Source organism: Flavonifractor sp. An112, from assembly GCF_904377885.1.
Classification (GTDB): Bacteria; Bacillota; Clostridia; order Oscillospirales; family Oscillospiraceae; genus Flavonifractor; species Flavonifractor avicola.
The window spans coordinates 1-20311 of the sequence record NZ_CAJFGT010000049.1; the positions used below are offsets into that span (position 1 = coordinate 1).

A 20311-nucleotide genomic window follows, 5' to 3' on the forward strand; every position below is an offset into this window, starting at 1 on the left:
GTGTCAAAGTTGTCCAGGGGTTCGCCGATGCCCATGAGCACAATATTGCTGATGGTGTGGCCGGAATCGATCTGTGTAAAGAGCACCTGGTCCAGCATCTCAGCAGGGGTCAAGTCTCTTACCTTGCCACCAAGAGTGGAGGCACAGAAGGCGCACCCCATGCGGCAGCCCACCTGAGAGGAGATACACACAGTATTCCCATGATGGTAGCGCATCAAAACGGTTTCAATGCAGTTTCCGTCGGATAAGCGCCATAAATATTTGATGGTTCCGTCCAGAGCGGACACCTGCTTGCGCTCTACCTCCGGCGGACACAGGAGGCAGTCGGCCTTCAGCTTCTCCCGCAGGGCCTTGGACAGGTTGGTCATCTCATCGAAGGAGCGCACCCCCCGGTGGAGCCACTGAAAGACCTGTTTGGCCCGAAAGGCGGGCTCCCCCAACTCCTTCAAATAGGCGGTCATCTCCGCCAGATCCATAGATTTGATGTCAGTCATGTTACTCTCCCCTGCCGGGCCTTTCCGGCGGTATCAGTCCGTATTTTCTATGGAGGAATGCAATCATCTCCTCCGCCGTGGGCTCCCGCTCCGGAGGCGTTGGCTTGACGGGGTGTGCATAAGGGGCCGGGCCTGGCTCCAGAGGACATTGGGCCCGGAAGAACCCGGTCTGGACCCACACCTGGGCAAAGCACCAGCCGTGGTCCTGCTCATACTCCAGGTTTTCCGGCAGCGCCTGGATCATCTCCTGGAATTCCGGAACCGCCAGCAGCTTGGGGTGGTAGGCGCTCTCCCGCCACAGCTCCAGACCCAGGGCGGGAAATTCATAGGTACAGGCCAGCTCATGGTCCTCACAGTCGCACACATAGCCGGTCTCCTTGGCCAGGGCCGGGATCAGGTCCTCGGCGTGGGTACCCATCAGATCCAGGCCTCGGTACAGGACCTTGAGATCCTCGCACCGGTCCAGTCCAATGCGGCTCAGCTTTCCGTCCTCATACTCCAGCTGGAAGGTCTGGGGCGAGCCGTACCCGCCGAAGCGGTGCCACACCTCCACGGCTTGGTGCTCTTCCTCATTCAGCTTGTTCAGGGCGTCCTCCGCCTCGGCCTGGGTCATGCCCAAGGTGAAGGGACCCATGCCCTCGTTGGGCCGGACCTCATACACCCCCCGCATCCGCCGCAGCTTGGCGAAGAAAAAGCCGTCGGTGCCGTGGCGGTGGGGCCAGCAGGTCACCATGCCCTCCCTGGCGCCTTCAAAGTCGCCGGGCAACTGAAAACGCTCTAATGTAAAGTCTTTATGCTTGTCTAAAAATGCCCGCACTACGTCCTCATTCTCCCGCTCCAGCAGAGTGCAGGTGGCATAGAGCAGTACACCGCCTGGACGGACGTAGCGGCACACATTGTCCAGAATGGCCTTCTGGACCCGGGGCAGCCCCTCCAGGGGCTTGGGGTCCTTATAGCGGATGTCCGGCTTCTTGCGGATGATACCCAGGCCGGAGCAGGGCACGTCGGCCAATACCAGGTCAAATCCGTCAAGGAATTCTTCTTTACACTCCCTGCCGTCCAGCACTTCCGCTGTAATACAGTCCAGGCCTAACCGCTTGGCTCCCGCCTGGATCAGGTCCATCTTATGTGGGTGGATGTCGCAGGAGACCACCTTTCCCTCGCCCCACATGGCAATGGCGGCGGCAAAGGACTTGCCGCCGGGGGCGGCGCAGGCGTCCAGTACGTCCATGCCTTCTCTGGGGTCGGCGGCCAGTACCGCCAGCTTGGCGGCGGCGTCCTGAATGTAAAAGAGGCCCTCCCGGAAGGCGGTCAGCTCCTCCAGGCTGCCGGTGTGGGACAGCAGCAGGCAGTTTGGCAGCCAGGCGTGAGGCTGGACCTCCACTCCCTCCGCCCGGAGGGAATCGGTCACTTCTTCCACCGTGGCCCTGGTGGTGTTCACCTGGGCGCAGGTGGGCGGCTCCCCGTTGTTGGCCGCCATAAGGGCGGCGGCCTCCTCCCTGCCCAGCCGGCGGGTAAAGAGGTCGGCCAGCCACTGGGGATGGCTGTACCGCACCGCCGGGTCCTCCGGCGGCTCCAGGCTGTCCTTCTGCCGCACCAGGGACCGAAGCACACCGTTCACCAGACCGGCGGACCGGGGATTCTTGGAGCCCTTCCGTGCCAGATCCACCGCCTCGCTGACGGCGGCGTGGTCAGGCACTCTGTCAAGGAATAACACTTGATACGCACCCAGCCGCAAGCTGTTGCGGACAGCGGGCTCCATCTTTTCCAGCTTCACCGTGGACAGCTTGCCCAGGTAGTAGTCCAGCAGCAGCCTGTTCTGGAGCACACCAAAGCACAGCCGGGTGGTCAGGGCTGCGTCCCGGCTGTCCAGTCCGGCGGTACGCAGGATCTTCTTCAAAAAGCCGTCCGACCAGGCGCCCTGCTGTTCGCAGGCCACCAGGGCCCGGAGGGCCGCTTCTCTGGCAGTCATATGTCAATCCCTCCGGCGGCTGTTAAAAGCCAGGATATAGCGCAGCAGCTGGGCAATGGACACCAGCAGAGCGGCCACATAGGTCATGGCGGCAGCCCCAAGCACCTTCTTGGCCCCACGCAGCTCCTGGTCGTCCAGCATATGGGTATCCTGCAAAGATTGGATGGCTCTGCGGGAGGCGTTGAACTCCACAGGCAGGGTGACCACCTGGAAGAAGGCGGCCACGGCAAAGAGCACCACACCCACGGCAAACAGGGGCCTGGAATACAGGACAAAGCCCAGGATAATGAGCAGGATGGAGATCTGGGAGCTGAAGTTACATACCGGGATGATGGCCCCTCTCAGTTTGATGGGACCGTACTCCTGGGCGTACTGGACGGCGTGGCCCGCCTCATGGGCGGCCACTCCCACCGAGGCGATGCTGGTGGAGCCATACACCGCGTCGGACAGCCGGATGGTATTGGTCCGGGGGTCATAGTGGTCGGTAAGCTTACCGGACACCCGGGTGATGCGCACGCCGTACACCCCGTGGGCCTTCAGTACCTCCTCCGCAGCCTGTGCGCCGGTAAGGCCCCGGCGGCTGGCAATGCGGGAATAGCGGTTGAAGGTGGACGACACGTTGATCTGGGCCAGCAGGGCGATGAGCATAGCTGGCACCAGAATGATCCAGTAATAGGTGTCAAAATAGTAGAAAAAGGGCATAATGACCTCCAGTCACATGACCTGGCCCCCGGTGAGGAACCAGAACAGATTGAGCAGGAATCCCGCCCCCATGGCGGTGGTGATCGCCGCTGTCAGCTTGGGTCTCCCCTCGGTGAGGGCGGCGGCAAACAGGAAGAACGGCAGGGCGCAGGACAGATAGCGTCCGGCGCTGAGCAGCCAGGACAAAGAATAGTTGAGCACCAGGTAGACAAAGCCGTACAGGGTGTACATACCCCGGAACTTGTTCCGCGCCCACACCAGCAGGGCAAAGAACACCGGGAAGAGCACAATGGTGGGGATCCAAATCTGGTACCGCACCAGCTCCGTAGGGTAGCTCAGGGCGTTTTGCAGCACATACCACAGGGTATCGGCAATGGGACAAAAACCCTGACTCCAGTGCTGCTGCATAACTGTAAAGGCAAATGGGTTGCCAGTTACAGACCAGTTGAGGGTCAAATAGATCAGGGTGCCCACAGCCGGCAGCAGTAGGGCAGGTAGCCTGCGGGCAATGGTTTTCCAATCAAAACGGCCCATATGCTCCACCAGCTCGGCCGCTGCCGCCCCAATGAGCAGGACGCCGTGCATCCTGGTCATGGCGGCCAGCATTCCCCATACACCCGCCGTCCACCAGCGGTGGCGGCGGATGTACCACAGCCCTGCGGCGGTGGTGAGCAGGAACAGGCTCTCGGTCATAATGCCGCCGAAGAAGAACGCGTAGGGGTACACCGACAGAAAGAGCACCGTCCGCCGGGCTCCTCCCCTGCCCAGCTCAAAGGCGGCCAGTTTGTAGAGAAAGACGCAGCCCGCCCCGTAACAGACAAAGGAAATCAGCAGCCCCGCCGCCATAGTATTGCCCGTGATAAGGGAAATCACCCGCATCAGCCAGGGATACAAGGGGAAAAACACCAGAAACAGATTTTTCCCGTCCTCCACATAGCCGGAATAGCCCAGCTCCGCCAGATTGACGTAGTGCAGGCCGTCCCATTTCTTCCAGATCCACAGGAAGGCGTCGGGACCGGAGCCGGGATAAAGCACGAAACAGGCCACCAACCCCACCAGCAGGAAGATCAAAATACGGAATCCAAATGTAACGGCAAATACCTTTACACATTCTCTGCTGTCAGGCATATAGCCCTTGGCTGCAAGTCCTTTGGCGGCCAGGGGCACCGGCACACCGGCCCGGCCCAGCCACCGCAGCACCAGGTACAAACCCAGGGCGGCCACCACGCCGGTGACCGCCAGGGTCCAGATCAGGTTCATTTCCCCTGCTCCGGCAGGGACAGCACGGTCCCCACCTCAATGGGATGGCCCCGCAGGTAGTCGGCAGCCTTCATGCGCTTGCCGCCGTCAGGCTGGATCTCCTCCAGCCGCAGCACGGTGCCCTCCCCGCAGGCCACCGCCAGGCCATCCTTCCCGGCGGCCAGAACAGTGCCCGGAGCAGTGTTGGTGCGCTCCTCAGAAATGACAGTTTTAAATACTTTACACCGCTTGTCTCCCAAGGTAGCCACGGCGGCGGGCCAGGGAATCAGGCCCCGGACCTGGTCGTGGAGCTGACGGGCGGTGCGGGTGAAGTCCATGGGGGACAGTTCCCGGCTCAGCATGGGGGCCAGGGTGGCCTTGTCATGGTCCTGAGGGGTGCGGGTAGCAGTACCAGCGTCAATCTGAGACACCGTCTCCACCAGCAGCTGGGCCCCCAGCACAGCCAGCCGGTCGTGGAGGGTCACCACCGTCTCATCGGGATCAATGGGGGTGGATGCCTGAGAGATGATGTCTCCGGCGTCCAGGTCGTGGGCCATGTGCATGATGGTCACGCCGGTCTCCTTATCCCCATTGAGCACCGCCCAGTTGATGGGAGCGGCGCCCCGGTAGTTGGGCAGCAGGGACGAATGGACGTTGATACAGCCCTTGGGGGGCGCGGCCAGAATATCGTCGGGCAGGATGCGGCCGTAGGCGGCCACCACAATGAGCTCGGGAGCCAGCTCCTGGATCAGAGCCAGAGCGGTACCATCCCGCAGCTTGGTGGGCTGATGCACCGGGATATCGTGGGCCAGGGCGCACTCCTTCACCGGCGGAGCCTGAAGCTTCATGCCCCGGTTCTTGGGCTTGTCAGGCTGGGTGAACACCCCGCAGATCTGGTGACCCGCCTGAATCAGGGCCTCCAGAGAGGGCACCGCGAAATCGGGCGTACCCATAAAGAGGATTCTCATGCGTCGTCCTCCTCCGCCATCATCTCTTCCAACTCCTCGTTGGTGTACAGGCGGCCAGCCAGCTCGGTAAACAGATGGCCGTCCAGGTGGTCCAGTTCGTGGCAGAAGCAGCGGGCCACGATCTCCTCGCCCTCCACCTCAAAGAAGTTGCCGTTGCGGTCCTGAGCCCGCACCTTGGCCTTCATGGGACGCTTCACCACGCCCCAGCGGCCGGGGACGGACAGGCAGCCCTCAAAGCCCTCCTGCTCCCCTTCCCGGGCAATGATCTCCGGATTGACCAGCTCCAGCATCTCATCGTTGGCATCCACCACGATAACCGCCCGGCGGAGGATGCCCACCTGGGGAGCGGCCAGTCCGGCGCCGTTGGCCTTGGCCAGCGTCTCCTTCAGATCGTCCAGCAGGTCGTGGAGCTTTTCATCAAACTGGGTCACAGGACGGCAGACCTTGTGCAGGGCGGGATCGCCGTCGGTAAGAATGGTACGCAGTGCCATAATGTTCTTCCTCCTAATCCAGTGGGTTCACGTCGGCAGTCACCGACACCCCTTTGTTTTCTTTATCGGTCTGGGCCGCCCGCAGCAGGGCGGCGATCATATCACGCACCGGCTTGGTGTTGGCGCAGGCCATGGTGAGCCGGTAGCGGTAGCGCTCGTTGATTTTGGCGATGGAAGCCGGGGCGGGACCCAGCAGCTGGACCTCCAATCCCTCATAGGCGGGCAGCCTCAGCCAGCCCTCCAAAGTACGCCGCAGCCGCATACAGGTTCGCAGCACCGCCGCCTCCAGCTTGCCTGAGGCGGTGAGTACGAACAGGTCCCGGAAGGGCGGGCAGCCCCGCAGCCGCCGCAGGGCGATCTCCTGCTGATAGAAGCCGTCGTAGTCCTGGCGGGCGGCGCAGCGGATCACGTCGTTGTCGGGGGTATAGGTCTGGATGACGGCCCGTCCCCCCCGGGCTCCGCGGCCCGCTCTACCCACCACCTGGGTGAGCAGAGAGAAGGTGCGCTCACCCGCCCGGTAGTCGTCTACATACAGGGACTGGTCGGCGTTGATGACACCCACCAGAGTCACGTTGGGAAAGTCCAGACCCTTGGCCACCATCTGGGTGCCCAGCAGCACCGGGATGTTCTCCCGTTCAAACCGAGCGAACAGCTTCTCGTGGCTGTGGGTGGCCGAAATGGAGTCGGCATCCATCCGCAGCACCTCCCAACCGGGCAAAGCCTCGGTCAGCTCCTCCTCCACCTTCTGAGTACCCGCCCCAATGAAGTTCAGGGTACCGCCGCAGGACGGACAGGCAGGGGGTAAAGGCTGGGAGTGACCGCAGTAGTGGCACATGAGCCGCCCGTTGGCCGAGTGGTAAGTGAGGTGGACGGAGCACCGGGGGCAGGTGGGCACCTCGCCGCACTCCCCACAGCTCACCATCCGGCTGGCGCCCCGGCGGTTGAGCAGCAGAATGGCCTGCTCCCCCCGGGCGGCGGTATCCGCCAGGGCCCGGGTAAGCACGCCGCTCAGGTCGGTGCCGTTGCCGGAGCGCAGTTCCCCCTTCATATCCACGATCTCTACCGGGGGCAGAGGCCGCTGATTGTACCGCTGTTTCAGGGTAAACAGCTGGTAGGCGCCCTGCCGGGCCTGGTACATGGTCTCAATGGACGGGGTGGCCGAGGCCAGCAGCAGCAGAGCCTTGTGCTGGACACAGCGGAACTTGGCCACGTCCCGGGCGTGGTACTTGGGCACGTTTTCTGACTGATAGGTCCCCTCCTGCTCCTCATCCAGCACAATGAGGCCCAGGTCCTTCAGGGGGGCAAAGACAGCGGAGCGGGTACCGATGACCACACGGGCCTCCCCCGCCTTGATGCGCTTCCACTCGTCGTACCGCTCCCCCGCTCTCAGGGAGGAGTGCAGCACGGCGATTTGCTCCCCGAAGTGGGAGGAGAACAGGCGCATCAGCTGAGGGGTCAGGGAGATCTCGGGCACCAGCACCAGAGCGGTTCTCCCCCGCCGCAGGGTTTCATAGATCAATTTCAGGTATACTTGGGTCTTGCCGCTGCCGGTGACGCCGTAGAGCAGCGCGGCGGCAGGCTTATTTCCGGCAGCCAACGCGTTAAGGCCGTCAAAGGCGGCCTGCTGCTCGCCGTTGAGTACCGGCTCGGCCAGCTGCTCCACGCCCTCCACCTGTACCCGGCGGTAGACCTCCCGCTTTTCCAGGGTAATGACCCCGCTTTTGGTCAAGGCCCGGAGGGTGGACGAGCTGGCCCCGGTAAAGTAGCACAGCTCCTTGGTGGAAGCTTCGCCGATGACACACAGCAGCTCCACCACCGCATATTGCAGCGGGGCGGTCCGCCGCCGTGCGGCAGCCTGATCCAGGGCCTCCTGGGCGGGCATAGCCAGGGACGCTACCTGTTCGGTCTTGTCCCCCACGCCCCGGGCGGCACTGGTCTCCAGGGTGATGATCCCCTTGTCCCGCAGCAGCTTAAGGGCGGGATTGGGGTCTTTGGTGCCGAAGGCCTCCCGAATGGCGGTCACATCGGCGCAGCCGCCGTTTGCAAAGAGCAGCTCCACCACCTGCCGGGCGTGGTCCGACTTGCCGGCGGCCTCAAAGGCCGCCTCCCGGTCCACCCCCTCGGCCACCTTCCACTGGTCCTGGAGTGCATAGTACAGCCCTGCCGGCAGCATGGCCCGGGCGGCGTCGTACACGGTGCAGAACCACCGTTCCCGCATCCACAGGGCCAGCTTTATGGCCTCACCGTCCAGCACCGGGCTGTCGTCCAGCACGGTGAGCACCGGCTTTAAGGACACGCCTGCCGGACCCTGGGCCTCCAGGGCCAGCACAATGCCCTCAGTGCGGCGGTTGCCCGCGCCGAAGGGCACAATGACCCGCATCCCAGGCCGCAGAGTAACAGTTAGCTCGGCAGGCACGACGTAGTCGTAGGGCTTGTCGATGGCGTAGGTGGCAGCCTTGAGGGCGATTTTCGCTACCATGTCCATCTCCTTCCCATTTCCCCTAGGCTTTGTTTGAATATTGGCGATATGCCCAGCGACGAGGAATTTTGGCCGCTGGCAAGCAATTTTTTTGCAGGAATCCTGACGGATTTCAAGGAAAAATAGTGCCGTCCAGGGGGCAAAAGGCCCGCCGATTGGGCTTGTTGACAATCTTCAAACAAGGCCTAAGGACAGCCCGAGGCAAGCGACAGGCCGGAAAGTCTGTCGCTTGCCTCTCATTCCTCTCATATCAGGCCTCTTCCTGGTTCAGCTCCACCTTACCCTCGGCCACCTCACGGATGGCGATGGTGACAGGCTTATCGTCCAGAGAGATGCCGGCGTCCTCCGCCTCGGTGGCCACCTGACGGGCCCGCTGGGCCACCACGTTCACCAGCATATAGCGGCTGGGCACCTGCTCCAGCAGTTTGTTCATAGGGGGTTCGAGCATCATATTCGATCAGACTCCTTCTACCAGATTCATGCGGTTTTTGGTGCGGCATCCCTCGGCGGTGAGGATGGAGATGATCTCCTCCGCCGCGTCGGACACCTTGTCGTTGACCACCAGATAGTCGTAATTGGGGATCTCCCGGTATTCCTCCCGGGCCTTCTGAAGCCGGCCCTGGATGACCTCCTCGCTGTCGGTGGCCCGGCGGTGCAGCCGGCGGGACAGCTCCTCAAAGGAGGGGGGTACGATGAAGATACACACCGCGTCGGGGCACTTGGCACGCACCTTGGCGGCGCCCTGGACCTCGATGTCCAGCAGCACGTCGATACCGGCGTCCAGCTTCTCCCGGATCACCCGCAGAGAGGTGCCGTAGTAATTATGGACATATTCGGCGTATTCCAACAGCTCGTCGTTGGCGATCATCCGCTCAAATTCCTCGCGGGCGACGAAGTTGTAGTTCACTCCGTCCTCCTCGCCCACCCGGGGCTGCCGGGTGGTGAAGGACACGGAAAAATGGATGTCCTTGCGTTCGCTGAGCAGCTCGGCGATCACCGTGCTTTTTCCCACCCCCGAGGGGCCGGACAGCACGATGAGCGTGCCATGTTCTTTCTTCTTTCCCATCAAGGCGCCTCTTCCTCCTCTGCGGCTTCTGTCTCTTTTCCGCCCAGTCGGCCTGCCACCGTCTCCGGCTGGAGGGCCGAGAGCACGATGTGGTCACTGTCCATGATGAGCACCGCCCGGGTACGCCGTCCATAAGTGGCGTCGATCAGGTTGCCCTTATCCCGGGCCTCCTGCACCATACGCTTGATGGGGGCGGATTCCGGACTGACGATGGCGATAAGCCGCCCCGCCGATACCATGTTGCCAAAGCCGATGTTGATCAGTTTCATGGGGCCGCTCCTTACTCGATGTTCTGGATCTGTTCCCGGATCTTCTCGATCTCGGCCTTGATATCCACCACATAGCCGGCGGTCTCAATATCGCTGCACTTGGAGCCAATGGTGTTGGCCTCCCGGTTGAACTCCTGGATCAAGAAGTCCAGCTTGCGGCCGATGGCGCCGCCCTGGCTCAGCATATGGTCCAGCTGGGACAGATGGCTGCGCAGGCGGACAGTCTCCTCGTCCACCGCCACCTTGTCGGCGTAGATGGCCGCCTCGGTGAGAATGCGGCTCTCGTCGATCTGAGTGTTCTGGAGCACCTCGTTCATCCGGGCCACCAGCTTGGCACGATAGTCGGCCACGATGCCGGGAGAGCGGGTTTCCACCTTGGACACCAGGCCCTCGATGGTGGCCGCCCGGGACCGGACGTCCTGGCACAGCTTCTCCCCTTCCCGGGTGCGCATGGCGTCAAAGTCGTCCAGCGCCAGATCCAGCACCGTACAGATATCGGCAGACAGGGCCTCCAGGTCTTCCTGGGTTTTTTCCACCAGGAACACGTCCTGGAACCGGGAGAGCAGGGATACAGAGATGTCGTCCCGCAGGCCGTAGGTATCCCGCAGGTCCTTGAGGGCGGCGTAATAGCCGTCGGCCACAGGCTTGTTCACCGAAATGGCCACGTCGCCATTGGCGGAGGGGCCAATGGTGATGTACACGTCCACCTTACCCCGGGAAATCCGGCTCTGCACCCGGCTCTTCACCGCGTCCTCGGCAAACACATAGATGCGGGGCAGCTTGACGGTGCAGTCCAGATAGCGGTTGTTCACCGAACGCAGCTCCACCGTGATGGGACGGCCGTTCAGGTTGGCCTCTCCCCGGCCGTAGCCGGTCATACTCTTGACCAAATGGGGTTCCCCCTGTTCGTATGAAAGTATTTAATCCTATTTATTATAATGCCTGCTGAATAAACCGAAAATCGGTTTATTCCCGCGGCAGTAGCCGCGCAATTCCATAAAAACGGCTCAAGGGAGCCGCTTTTATGGAATTCAGCCATTGTTATAATGCGTATTTCCACTAGTGCGTCTCAACGCACCAGTGGAAGGCGCAAGGTTTTTGGACAACTTCGTCCAAAAACCTTGCACCTGAACAAAGCTATTTGGCCCTGAAAGCTTTAGCTTTCAAGACTTCCAGCTTTGTTCATTACGCATTATTATATCAGACTACCGATTCTTCCGCAAGCCCCTGTCCACCCGGGCCACATAGAAGGCGATGAGCTTGGAAAAGCCGATGTCATAGATGACAAAGCCGATGTTGCCGGCAGCAAAGACCATCCAGCTCTGGCTGAGGGCGGCGGGCAAAAAGGGCAGAAAGAGTGCCTTCAGCCCGAACCACAGCACCGCCAGGGCGATGTTGCAGCAGACCAGCTTGCCCACCCATTCCAGTACCCGGCTGGGCAGCCGCTCCAACAGGCTCTTCACCATAGGCCACAGGCCGAAGAAGATCAGATAGAGCAGCGCCACACTCTTGCTGGGGATAAGGAGCAGACCCAGAATACCGGTGGCGCCGTAGCAGAAAAACCCGGCGGCCAGGCTGGCGGACACCACCGCCCCTGCCGGAAACACCCCCGCTACCGCCACCAGCGCCAGCTTGCCGCTGGGCGCCAGGAAGGCCAGGTAGAGGGAAATCAGGGACAGGCCGGTGAGCAGGCCCACCAGCGCTGTCCGACCCGCGCCGCCGCGATAAGAACCACGCCCTGCCATGGCTCAGTTCCCGCAGCCGCCGCACAGGCAGTTGAGACACATACAGGCGGTACACATATCGCAGGCGTCGGGGCCGCCGCCGTAGCCGTAGGGCCGGTAGGCCTGGCCGCCCTGACGCATCATCATCAGGGCCTGACGGTATTCGGCGTTGGAGGGGTCCATGTTGCAGGCCATCTGGATATGCTGGGTAGCCTCGTCCAGCCAACCCTTCCGGTAGGCCAGAGAGCCGGTGAGGAAGTGCCACTCGGCATCCTGGTTGGGGGCGGAGCGGAGCAGCTGCTCAGCCCGGCTCAGATCCCCCATGTTGATGGCCTGGCGGACCTGGTTGTACAGGCTGGAGCCCTGGGAGGAGGAGCCGTAGGACTGCTGATAGCCGCCCTGATAGCTTCCGCCCTGGTGGCCGCCGCCGGAGCGCATCTTGGTGATGGCGTCGTAGGCCTCGTTGATCTCCTTCATCTTCTCCTCCGCCAGATCGGCCAGAGGATTGTTTTGATAGTTGTCGGGATGGTACTTCCGGGCCAGTTCCCGGTACGCCCGCTTGATCTCGTCGTCGCTGGCGTCGGGCTTTACACCCAATACGCTGTAAGGATCGCTCATGTATGTTTTCTCCTGTCTGTATGATTGGCGGCCTTCCATTGGCCGGTAAAAACCAGTTCTTCCACGGCGGGCAGGCCCAGATAGAGGATGTTCTCCACCGTCTCCTGCCAGTGGCCCAGCTCCAGCAGGGCCATGGCGGACCGGGCCAGATTGAGAGAGTGACGCAGAGTGGTGCGCATGGTCTCCCGTCCCTCCTCCGGCCTGCCGTCAAAGCGGGTCAGGATGGGATTGTAGGAGCCGGTACGCTTGTCCTCCTCCAGATCGTCCCAGGCGTCCACCAGGTAGATCCACCGTCCAATGTGGTAGAGCAGCTGTTCCATGGCCCGGTCCCGTGCCCGGTCCCCTGAGGGGGGCGCAGCAGCGGTGAGCAGCCGGGCAAAGGTGTCCGCCGTCCGGTCGATGGAGGGGCACTTCTCCCCTTCCAACGCCTGCAGCTCCGTCAGACATTGGCGCACCTGGCCGTCAAAATCAGGCCGGGCGGCGGCAGCCTTCCGGTAACCACGGCGGAGCATCCGGGACAGCAGCCGGGCAGTCAGCCCCTTCCAGAACCCGCTGTCATCCACCGTATCCCGCAGCTTCCAGTAGCTGAGGATGGTACCGGCATCGGCGGCTGCGTCCACTCCGTCAGAGAGGACGCAGTTCTTTTTCCTGCACCACAGCCGGGCGGGACATCGCCTGGAGGCAGGCTCCGGCTTGGCCCCGTCCAGCAGCATGGCCAGGAAGGTGAAGTCGTAGTTGAGGAACATCCGGGCCAGAAAGCCGTGGCGCTTGCCCAGAGCGTGGCACACTCCGCAATAGAGGGCCTCATAGTCCCGGTTCTGGCGCACCTTCAGTTCGTCCCGCCAGGGACGCACATAGCCGAACATTAGTCAGCGGGATTGATGGCGGTGATACAGAAGGTAATGGAGCGGTTGCGGCGGACCTGCCGGTCCAGCAGCACCGCCAGCAGCACGCCCAGGGCAAAGCCGATGCCGCCCACCGCGGCGCTGATGCCGCTGCTCAGCTGAAAGGCAGCGCAGATAAAATAACCCAGGAAAAACAGGATAAAAGGCACCAGATAGACCACCACAGCCGCCTTCAGAATGCCGCCGGTGGAGGACTCCACCCGCACCATGTCGCCAGGCATGGCCCGCACCGGGTTGGCCGCCATGACGGCCACGGTGGAGCTGACCATCAGCTCGCTGCATCCGCCGCCGCACTTGGAGCAGTCGTGGCCGCAGGCGGACTGACGCTTCACCGCCACCTCCGCCCGGCCATCGGGAAATACTTTGGTTACTTTTGCAGTTTGAATCATGGGATCACCTTGAATTTTCTCTTTGTTCTATGACAGAAACCTACGTCAGGGATACGGATATGGCATATTCGCCCACCACGCCCACACTGCTGCTGCCATCCAGATAGACCTTGACCGGGACAGTGCGGCTGCCGGTGGAGGGATCGGTGTTGGACAGGTCGGCTACGATCCGAAGCTGGGACTCGGTGATCTCATTGACCTCCTCCTCCGGGCCCCGGATGAGGACGCTGCACGACTTGGTGATGGCCTCCGCCTCATAGCCCTCGGGCGTGTTGATGATCTCGATGTTGTCCACCTTCATGGTGCGGGTAGCCAGACCCTGAATGGTCACCGTCACATTCACTTCGGTAATGCCGCTGACGTTGGTCAGCTCCGGGGAGAGCTCAATCTCCTTGGTAAACACATTGGTGCCGTATACGTCGGCCAGTTTGATATCACCCAGGGAGATTTCCTTCAGGCCCTCCACATCAGCCTGATCGCCGGACACCATGATGGTGTCGGTGGGGCTGAAGGTCACCTTGGCGTCGGCCGCCGTAGCGCCGCCGCCCTCGATGAGGTTGACGGTGAGGGGTACCTCCTTGAGCACCTCTACCGGCAGGGTCACCAGAACGGTTTGGGGATCGGCCTGAATGTTGCTCCCAGTCACCGCGTTTCCGTCCGCATCCATGAGGGTCACCTGACACTGCTCACTGTAGGTGCTGGTCAGCTCCTGCTGAGCCACGGTCACCTGGGCATACTGCACCTCGTTGACCAGCTCCTCCTGGCCGCTGATGGTAATGGTCTCCGGGGTGATGGAGAACTCGCCCCGCTGATAGCCCTCAGCCACACTGCCCTCAAAGACCGCCTGTACCGGCACATCCTTTTCCGTCCAGCGGGACACGGTAAAGTCCACAGTAGAGGGGCTTGTATACCGCAGATCAATGGCGTCGGTGGAGGTGATGGATCGGGGATAGCTGATGATACGGGTGGTGATGGGAATGGACTGCTCACCCGGTTCGGTAATGCCGGACACATCGATATTCACCGTCACATCCCCCTGGGACAGGCGGTTGAACACCTCCCGGCGGGCCTGGATATTGAGGCTCACCATCTGATCGGCTCCCTGGGAGATCATCAGGCCCCGCTCTTCCAGCACGTCCAGGCCGCTGAATACCACCTGTACGTTGCGGACGGTGCCGGTGGTCAGGGGGTTGGCCTCCTTGCCCACATAGATCCAAAGGGCGAAGGCCAGCAGCAGGGAGACCAGAATATAGAACCACTTGGAATCAGTGATCTTTCTCACCATTCAGCTTCTCCCCCTTTCCGCCCCGGAACAGCGACATAAATTTGAACTTGGACGGAGCTTCGGTCTGTTCCTGCTCGGGCATAAGCTCATTGCGGAGCAGCCGTTCCAGGGTTTCGGGGGCCAGATGCCGCTTGAGCATCCCGCCCACCGCCACCGAGATGGAGCCGGTCTCCTCCGACACGATGGCCACCACCGCGTCGGTGTGCTCGCTGGCGCCGATGCCCGCCCGGTGGCGCATACCCAGCTCCCGGGACAGATTCACGTTGCCCGACATGGGGAGCATACAGCCCGCGCCCACAATCCGGCCGCCCCGGACGATGACGGCGCCGTCATGGAGGGGGGCCTTGTTCCAGAAGATGTTTTTCAGCAGCTCGGCGCTCACCGAGCAGTCCAGGGCAGTGCCTGTCTTGATGGCATCATCCAGCATATTCTTCCGCTCAAACACCATCAGCGCACCGGTCTTGGACTTGGACAGAGAGGCGTAGGCCTCCACCGTCTGGGTGATGGCCCCATCCAGCTCGTTGCGTTCCTCAGCGTGGGTAAAGACCTGGCCCAGGCTGGTACGGCCCATCTGCTCCAGGAAGCGGCGGATCTCCGGTTGGAAAATGACCACCAGAGCCACAACACCCCATTCCACCACCCTGCCCAGCAGGAAATTAACGGTGTTAAGCTGAAGCAGGCTGGAGGCCCACAGGGCCACAATGAGCACCAAAATGCCCTTAGCCACCGCCCCGGAGCTGGTGCGGCGGATGAGCATAATGAGCTTATAGATGATAAACGCCATAATCAGGATGTCGATGATATCGAAGATCCCGATGGGGGTCACCATCCCTTTGAGCTGCTGCAGCAGATATAAAATGCCTTCCATACTCCCACGTCTCCCGCTCTCCGGCGGCGCCGGTCATTGCTCCCTGGCCGGTCCTGTTGAACCGACCTACTTTAACCAATTTATTATACTGTATTCCCCTGTGATTGACAAGGGTAAGCAAGATCAATTTTCTGTGAATTCCGCTCACCGTTCCCTCAGATCCGACGGGGTCCGACGCTTTCCTGGCAGCAAAAAACCCTCCGGGCCGAGGGCCTTGGAGGGCATTTCGCTCAGCTGGAGGACTGGACCAGCCGGGAGACCTCCCACACAAACCGGTCCACCTCCGCCGGGGTATTGAAGTCGGAGACACTGGCCCGGACGGTGCCCGCCTCCAGAGTGCCGGCGTTTTCATGGGCCAGAGGGGCGCAGTGGAGCCCCGCCCGCACGGCGATGCCCCGGCGGCTCAGGGTCTCCCCCACCGCCTCACAGTCCATCCCCTCCACCTGGAAGGAGAGCACGCCGCTCTGACAGGCCGGGTCCCGTGCCTGAAAAGCTTTTACATGGGGCAGCCGGGCCAGCCCCTGGGCTGCCCGTCGGATAAGGGCCCCCTCCCGTTTGCCGATAGCCTCCGGGGTGCGGGCGGCCACATAGCGCAGCCCCGCCAGCAGTCCGGAAATGCCGGGCAGATTGTGGGTCCCCGCCTCCAGCCGGTCAGGCAAATAATCTGGCATGGTCTGGAGGGCGGAGGCACTGCCGGTACCACCCTGGATCAGAGGGACCGCCTCCCCGGCGCAGAGGAGCAGCCCGGTCCCCTGAGGGCCGTACAGCCCCTTGTGGCCGGGCATGGCGATGAAGGCTGCCCCCAGCTTCTCCTGCCGCACCGGCAGACAGCCGGCGGACTGGGAGGCGTCCACAATAAGAGGTACCCTCCGCCGGCGGCACAGGGCGGCGATCTCCTCCATGGGCAAGATAAAACCGAACACATTGGAGACATGGGTACATACCACCGCCGCCGGGTCCGCCTCCAGCCCCGCCTCAAAAGCGTCCAGCAGCCCCTGCCGGTCAAACAGAGGGGCTTTGGTTACCATGATCTCCGCCCCCAGGGCGTGGAGCGGCCGGGTGACGGCATTGTGCTCCCAGGGGGAGATGAGCACCCGATCCCCCGGCTTCACCAAGGAACGGATGGCGATGTTCAGGCCGTGGGTGGCGTTGAAGGTAAACACCACCTGTTCAGGGCTTTCCATGCCGAAGAGATCGGCCGCCGCCTGACGGCAGGCAAAGGCGGTCTCCGCCGCCCGTCGGGCGGGCAGATGGCCGCCCCGGCCGGGGCTGGCCAGATTTCCCACCGCCCAGGCCGCCGCCCGGGCCACAGCGGGGGGCTTTTGCAGGGTGGTGGCGGCGCTGTCCAGATAGATCACAGCCCCACCTCCCGGTAGCCGCCGTCCTCCGCCTGGAGGAAAATCCGTTTAGGGTTGAGGCCCGCCCGGTTCAGGATCACCAGGGCGTTGGTAAGGCTGCGCTCGGCCACCTTCACCGAGTGGCTGCACCCCTCCCGGTCGATGAGTTTGGGGGATCGAAGAATGCGGGCCGTGATCCCCGCCCGCTCCAGCGCGGCGGCCGTCCGCTGGGCATAGGTCAGGGAGCGGCAGACAATGAGATAATAGACCATAAAAAACGCTCCTCTCGCACCAGCATATGTGCAAGAGGAGCAAAGGGTGAACCGTGCATCTAAATGGACTCCAGCAGACAGACGGCGTGGGCGGCCATACCCTCCCCTGTCCCGGTAAAGCCCAGGCCCTCCTCGGTGGTGGCCTTCACGCTAACCTGATCCACGTCCAGTCCCAGCCGGGCGGCCAGATTGGCCCTCATCTGGGAAATGTGAGGGGCCAGCTTGGGGCGTTGAGCCAGGATGGTAGCGTCAATGTTGCCCACCCGGTACCCGGCCTGGGTGAGGCGCTCCCCCACCCGCTCCAGCAGCACCAGGCTGTCCGCCCCGGCGTAGGCCGGGTCGTTGTCGGGGAACAGCTTGCCGATGTCTCCCAGGGCTGCCGCCCCCAGCAGGGCGTCCATAATGGCGTGGGTCAGTACGTCGGCGTCGGAGTGGCCCAGCAGCCCCTTCTCCCAGGGAATGTCCACCCCGCCCAAAATCAGCTTCCGGCCTTCCACCAGCTTATGTACGTCATATCCGTGTCCGATTCTCATATTTCTTCCCTCCAGGCCAGCAGGGCCTCAGCCATAGCCACGTCCTCCGGCGTGGTCAGTTTCAGGTTGCAGTAATCTCCCTGAGTCAAGGCCACCCCGATACCCAGCCGCTCCACAGCAGAGCAGTCGTCAGTGAGGGCGGCATCCGCCTCCAGTGCCTTGGTGAGGGCCCCTCGAATCAGATCCCGTTGGAACACCTGGGGGGTCTGGACGGCGTAGAGCACCGACCGGTCGGGGGTGGACTCCACCAGACCGTCCCGGGCCACCTTTACTGTATCCTTCACCGGCACAGCGGGGGCGGCGGCACCGCACTGGGCCGCCCGGCGGATCACTTCCTCCAGTACCTTCTGGCTCACCAGAGGACGGGCGCCATCGTGGATGGCGGCCAGCTCGATGGAGCGGCTCAGCTCCTCCACCCCGGCCAGTACCGACTGGGTGCGGGTCTCCCCGCCCCGTACTACCTTTCGCACCTTGGACAGGGCGGCATCCCGGCACAGACCGCTGATGGGCACGATCAAATCCTCCCGGGTGACCACCACGATCTCGTCAATGAGGGGGCAGTTGTCCAGGGTCCGCAGGGTGCGGAGGATCACCGGCACCCCGTCCAGGGGGAGCAGCACTTTGTCTTGCCCCATCCGGGTGGAGCTGCCCGCCGCAGGTACCACCGCGCCGCAGCGGAGGGATTCCGGCCTGTCCCGATGAAACAGCCGGGAGAATATGCCTGCCATCTTGGTTCCTCCTTCTACAAAAAAGGAGCCTGCCGGCCCCTTTTTATCGCTTGATATGGGCGGGGCGGTTGGCCGTCCCTCCGTTGTATCCTATTACGCCATAGCGGTATTGATGCGCTTTTCCACGTCCTCATAGCTGGCGTTCTGGGAGAGCACGATCTCTGAGATCAGAATCTGTTTGGCGGAGTGGAGCATCTTGCGCTCTCCGGTGGAGAGCCCCCGCTCCTCGTCCCGGTGGGTCAGTCCCTTTACCACCCGAGCCACTTCCAGCAAATCCCCGCTTTTCAGCCGGAGCATATTTTCCCGGTAACGGCGGTTCCAGTTTGGGGTCATATCCACCTCGATGCCGGGAATGGCGGCAATGACGCGTTCCGCCTCCTCCCCGTTGATCACCGGGCGCACACCAATCTCCTCGCTGTTCTCCGTGGGGATCATGACCAGCATCCCGCCCACAGGCAGCTTGAGAATGTAGTACTCCCGTACGACACCGTTGATTTTCTTCTGCACGATGCTGTCCACAATACCAGCACCATGCATCGGGTGAACGATTTTGTCCCCTACCTGAAACACGATCCCACCTCCAAGCAGATCCGTCCGGTTCCTATACACTCCTCACCTTGTTTTATCCGATACAAGTTCATTATAGACCGGATTTCAATGCTTTGCAAGTAAAATCCCTTGCGTCTGTGTAAAAAAGCGGGGAATCCGGGCGAAAAAGCCTCCGCTGTGCTGCTCTGTGGTCCAAAATGCAAAAAACCGGGGACGCCAGAACTGGCGTCCCCGGTTTGGGTGACAGAATTACTCCTCCTCGGGAGCAGCCTCCTCCTGACCGCCCTCCAGCAGAGCGCGGATGGACAGGGAGACCTTCTTGTGGTCGTAGTCGATGTCGATGATCTTCACGTCCACCATCTGGCCCTCGCTCAGCACGTCGCCGGGCTTGTCGATGCGGTGATCGGCAATCTGGGAGATGTGGATCAGGCCGTCCACACCGGGTACGATCTCGGCGAAGGCGCCGAAGGTCATCAGCTTGACCACGCGGACATTGGCCACGTCGCCCACCTGATACTTGCTGGTGAAGATCTCCCAGGGGTTCTGGGAGCGATCCTTCATGCCCAGAGAGATCTTCTTCTTCTCGGGGTCGAAGGAGATGACATACACCTCAACGGTGTCGCCCACGGAGACGACCTCGGAGGGGTGCTTAATGCGGGACCAGGACAGCTCGGAGATGTGGACCATGCCGTCCACGCCGCCGATGTCCACGAAAGCGCCGTAAGAGGTCAGGCTCTTCACGGTACCGGTGTAGCGCTTGCCCTCCTCGATGTTGGCCCACACCTCGGCGGCCTTGGCGGCCCGCTCCTCGGCCTCAACGGCGCGGATGGAGCCCACCACGCGCTTGCGGGCGCGGTTGACCTCGGTGATGCGCAGGCGCACCTTCTGCTTGACCAGCTGGCTCATGGGGGTGTCACGGGGCAGACCGGTCTGGGAGGCGGGCACAAAGACGCGCACGCCCTTGATGTTGACAACAACACCGCCCTTGTTCTCCTCGGTGACCACGCCCTCCATGATGGTGTGGTCCTCCTTGGCCTGCTCCACTTCTTCCCAGCTCTTCACGGTGTCAAGGCGCTTCTTGGAAAGGGTGACAACACCCTCCTGGTCGTTCACGCGCATGACGTAGGTCTCAATCTCATCGCCAACCTTTACCAGGTCCTCGACCTTGACCGTAGGGTCGTCGGTCAGTTCGGACACCGGTATGTAGCCGGCGTGCTTGGTGCCAAGATCCACATAGATCTCAGTGGGCGTAATGCCAGTGACAACGCCCGTGACCTTCTCCCCTGTATTTAAAGTCTTGATCGATTTCTCCAGCATTTCAGCGAAGGATTCCTCGATCTCAATGTTTTCGTCGCTCATTTTGTCATAGACCTCCTTTATAATCCACTCAGGCGTGGACGCGCCCGCAGTGATTCCAATAGAA

The 20311-nt window shown here is 62.1% G+C and carries 22 protein-coding genes and 1 pseudogene; all 23 read right to left on the reverse strand.

Going from position 1 to position 20311, the window contains the following annotated elements:
- Window positions 1–494 (reverse strand): annotated as a pseudogene (locus tag IHN22_RS08470) (23S rRNA (adenine(2503)-C(2))-methyltransferase RlmN); the annotation flags it as partial.
- A gap of 1 nt (window position 495) precedes the next feature.
- A complete protein-coding gene (gene rsmB / locus IHN22_RS08475; RefSeq protein ID WP_191434753.1) occupies window positions 496–2466 on the reverse strand; it encodes a 16S rRNA (cytosine(967)-C(5))-methyltransferase RsmB in 1971 nt (656 codons plus the stop codon).
- 3 nt (window positions 2467–2469) lie between these two features.
- Window positions 2470–3168 (reverse strand): zinc metallopeptidase, encoded by a 699-nt coding sequence (locus IHN22_RS08480; protein ID WP_087187933.1) that lies wholly within the window; start codon window positions 3166–3168, stop codon window positions 2470–2472.
- Between the two features lie 12 nt (window positions 3169–3180).
- Window positions 3181–4428 (reverse strand): glycosyltransferase family 39 protein, encoded by a 1248-nt coding sequence (locus tag IHN22_RS08485; RefSeq protein WP_191434755.1) that lies wholly within the window; start codon window positions 4426–4428, stop codon window positions 3181–3183.
- On the reverse strand, window positions 4425–5375 hold the full coding sequence (gene fmt, locus IHN22_RS08490) for a methionyl-tRNA formyltransferase (RefSeq protein ID WP_191434757.1): 951 nt from the start codon (window positions 5373–5375) through the stop codon (window positions 4425–4427). Before fmt ends, IHN22_RS08485 begins: the two co-directional genes overlap by 4 nt.
- Window positions 5372–5866, reverse strand: coding sequence for a peptide deformylase (gene def / locus IHN22_RS08495; protein WP_191434759.1), 495 nt, complete (start codon window positions 5864–5866; stop codon window positions 5372–5374). The genes fmt and def overlap by 4 nt, the downstream gene beginning before the upstream one ends.
- A gap of 13 nt (window positions 5867–5879) precedes the next feature.
- Complete coding sequence (gene priA / locus IHN22_RS08500; protein ID WP_300986081.1) at window positions 5880–8345, reverse strand: replication restart helicase PriA; 2466 nt, start codon at window positions 8343–8345, stop codon at window positions 5880–5882.
- Window positions 8346–8595: 250 nt separating this feature from the next.
- Entirely contained in the window at window positions 8596–8796 is a 201-nt protein-coding gene (gene rpoZ, locus IHN22_RS08505; RefSeq protein WP_087187928.1) for a DNA-directed RNA polymerase subunit omega, read from the reverse strand.
- Between the two features lie 6 nt (window positions 8797–8802).
- On the reverse strand, window positions 8803–9411 hold the full coding sequence (gene gmk / locus IHN22_RS08510) for a guanylate kinase (protein ID WP_191434763.1): 609 nt from the start codon (window positions 9409–9411) through the stop codon (window positions 8803–8805).
- Window positions 9411–9680: an extracellular matrix/biofilm regulator RemA gene (gene remA, locus IHN22_RS08515; protein WP_087187926.1), complete on the reverse strand. Its 270-nt coding sequence runs from the start codon at window positions 9678–9680 to the stop codon at window positions 9411–9413. The genes gmk and remA overlap by 1 nt, the downstream gene beginning before the upstream one ends.
- 11 nt (window positions 9681–9691) lie before the next feature.
- Entirely contained in the window at window positions 9692–10570 is an 879-nt protein-coding gene (locus IHN22_RS08520) for a YicC/YloC family endoribonuclease (protein ID WP_087268592.1), read from the reverse strand.
- A 315-nt stretch (window positions 10571–10885) separates the two neighbouring features.
- Window positions 10886–11425: a hypothetical protein gene (locus IHN22_RS08525; protein ID WP_087187924.1), complete on the reverse strand. Its 540-nt coding sequence runs from the start codon at window positions 11423–11425 to the stop codon at window positions 10886–10888.
- Window positions 11426–11428: 3 nt separating this feature from the next.
- On the reverse strand, window positions 11429–12022 hold the full coding sequence (locus IHN22_RS08530; RefSeq protein ID WP_087327075.1) for a J domain-containing protein: 594 nt from the start codon (window positions 12020–12022) through the stop codon (window positions 11429–11431).
- A complete protein-coding gene (locus IHN22_RS08535) occupies window positions 12019–12888 on the reverse strand; it encodes a DUF5685 family protein (RefSeq protein ID WP_191434765.1) in 870 nt (289 codons plus the stop codon). Before IHN22_RS08535 ends, IHN22_RS08530 begins: the two co-directional genes overlap by 4 nt.
- Window positions 12888–13316: a SoxR reducing system RseC family protein gene (locus IHN22_RS08540; protein ID WP_087187921.1), complete on the reverse strand. Its 429-nt coding sequence runs from the start codon at window positions 13314–13316 to the stop codon at window positions 12888–12890. Before IHN22_RS08540 ends, IHN22_RS08535 begins: the two co-directional genes overlap by 1 nt.
- Window positions 13317–13356: 40 nt before the next feature.
- Window positions 13357–14601, reverse strand: a complete 1245-nt coding sequence (locus IHN22_RS08545) for a CdaR family protein (protein WP_191434767.1) — start codon at window positions 14599–14601, stop codon at window positions 13357–13359.
- Window positions 14582–15469, reverse strand: coding sequence for a diadenylate cyclase CdaA (gene cdaA, locus IHN22_RS08550; protein ID WP_087187919.1), 888 nt, complete (start codon window positions 15467–15469; stop codon window positions 14582–14584). The genes IHN22_RS08545 and cdaA overlap by 20 nt, the downstream gene beginning before the upstream one ends.
- Window positions 15470–15699: 230 nt before the next feature.
- On the reverse strand, window positions 15700–16827 hold the full coding sequence (locus IHN22_RS08555) for an aminotransferase class V-fold PLP-dependent enzyme (protein WP_191434768.1): 1128 nt from the start codon (window positions 16825–16827) through the stop codon (window positions 15700–15702).
- A complete protein-coding gene (locus tag IHN22_RS08560) occupies window positions 16824–17078 on the reverse strand; it encodes a DUF3343 domain-containing protein (protein WP_087389409.1) in 255 nt (84 codons plus the stop codon). Before IHN22_RS08560 ends, IHN22_RS08555 begins: the two co-directional genes overlap by 4 nt.
- 59 nt (window positions 17079–17137) lie before the next feature.
- Window positions 17138–17611, reverse strand: coding sequence for a 2-C-methyl-D-erythritol 2,4-cyclodiphosphate synthase (ispF, locus tag IHN22_RS08565; protein ID WP_087187916.1), 474 nt, complete (start codon window positions 17609–17611; stop codon window positions 17138–17140).
- Window positions 17608–18339 carry a 2-C-methyl-D-erythritol 4-phosphate cytidylyltransferase gene (gene ispD, locus IHN22_RS08570; protein ID WP_191434770.1) on the reverse strand — a complete coding sequence of 244 codons (732 nt, stop codon included), beginning with the start codon at window positions 18337–18339 and terminating at the stop codon, window positions 17608–17610. The genes ispF and ispD overlap by 4 nt, the downstream gene beginning before the upstream one ends.
- 93 nt (window positions 18340–18432) lie before the next feature.
- On the reverse strand, window positions 18433–18909 hold the full coding sequence (locus tag IHN22_RS08575) for a CarD family transcriptional regulator (protein ID WP_087187914.1): 477 nt from the start codon (window positions 18907–18909) through the stop codon (window positions 18433–18435).
- Between the two features lie 228 nt (window positions 18910–19137).
- The coding region (rpsA, locus tag IHN22_RS08580) for a 30S ribosomal protein S1 (protein ID WP_191434772.1) at window positions 19138–20311 on the reverse strand (1174 nt) is incomplete at its 5' end.

Coding starts and splice junctions, on each gene's coding strand:
- rsmB (WP_191434753.1), bottom strand. CDS start 2,466: ATGACTGCCAGAGAAGCGGCCCTCCGGGCCCTGGTGGCCTGCGAACAG.
- IHN22_RS08480 (WP_087187933.1), bottom strand. CDS start 3,168: ATGCCCTTTTTCTACTATTTTGACACCTATTACTGGATCATTCTGGTG.
- rpoZ (WP_087187928.1), bottom strand. CDS start 8,796: ATGATGCTCGAACCCCCTATGAACAAACTGCTGGAGCAGGTGCCCAGC.
- IHN22_RS08560 (WP_087389409.1), bottom strand. CDS start 17,078: ATGGTCTATTATCTCATTGTCTGCCGCTCCCTGACCTATGCCCAGCGG.
- IHN22_RS08540 (WP_087187921.1), bottom strand. CDS start 13,316: ATGATTCAAACTGCAAAAGTAACCAAAGTATTTCCCGATGGCCGGGCG.
- cdaA (WP_087187919.1), bottom strand. CDS start 15,469: ATGGAAGGCATTTTATATCTGCTGCAGCAGCTCAAAGGGATGGTGACC.
- IHN22_RS08530 (WP_087327075.1), bottom strand. CDS start 12,022: ATGAGCGATCCTTACAGCGTATTGGGTGTAAAGCCCGACGCCAGCGAC.
- IHN22_RS08545 (WP_191434767.1), bottom strand. CDS start 14,601: ATGGTGAGAAAGATCACTGATTCCAAGTGGTTCTATATTCTGGTCTCC.
- ispD (WP_191434770.1), bottom strand. CDS start 18,339: ATGGCAGGCATATTCTCCCGGCTGTTTCATCGGGACAGGCCGGAATCC.
- ispF (WP_087187916.1), bottom strand. CDS start 17,611: ATGAGAATCGGACACGGATATGACGTACATAAGCTGGTGGAAGGCCGG.
- gmk (WP_191434763.1), bottom strand. CDS start 9,411: ATGGGAAAGAAGAAAGAACATGGCACGCTCATCGTGCTGTCCGGCCCC.
- IHN22_RS08525 (WP_087187924.1), bottom strand. CDS start 11,425: ATGGCAGGGCGTGGTTCTTATCGCGGCGGCGCGGGTCGGACAGCGCTG.
- fmt (WP_191434757.1), bottom strand. CDS start 5,375: ATGAGAATCCTCTTTATGGGTACGCCCGATTTCGCGGTGCCCTCTCTG.
- def (WP_191434759.1), bottom strand. CDS start 5,866: ATGGCACTGCGTACCATTCTTACCGACGGCGATCCCGCCCTGCACAAG.
- IHN22_RS08485 (WP_191434755.1), bottom strand. CDS start 4,428: ATGAACCTGATCTGGACCCTGGCGGTCACCGGCGTGGTGGCCGCCCTG.
- IHN22_RS08535 (WP_191434765.1), bottom strand. CDS start 12,888: ATGTTCGGCTATGTGCGTCCCTGGCGGGACGAACTGAAGGTGCGCCAG.
- priA (WP_300986081.1), bottom strand. CDS start 8,345: ATGGTAGCGAAAATCGCCCTCAAGGCTGCCACCTACGCCATCGACAAG.
- remA (WP_087187926.1), bottom strand. CDS start 9,680: ATGAAACTGATCAACATCGGCTTTGGCAACATGGTATCGGCGGGGCGG.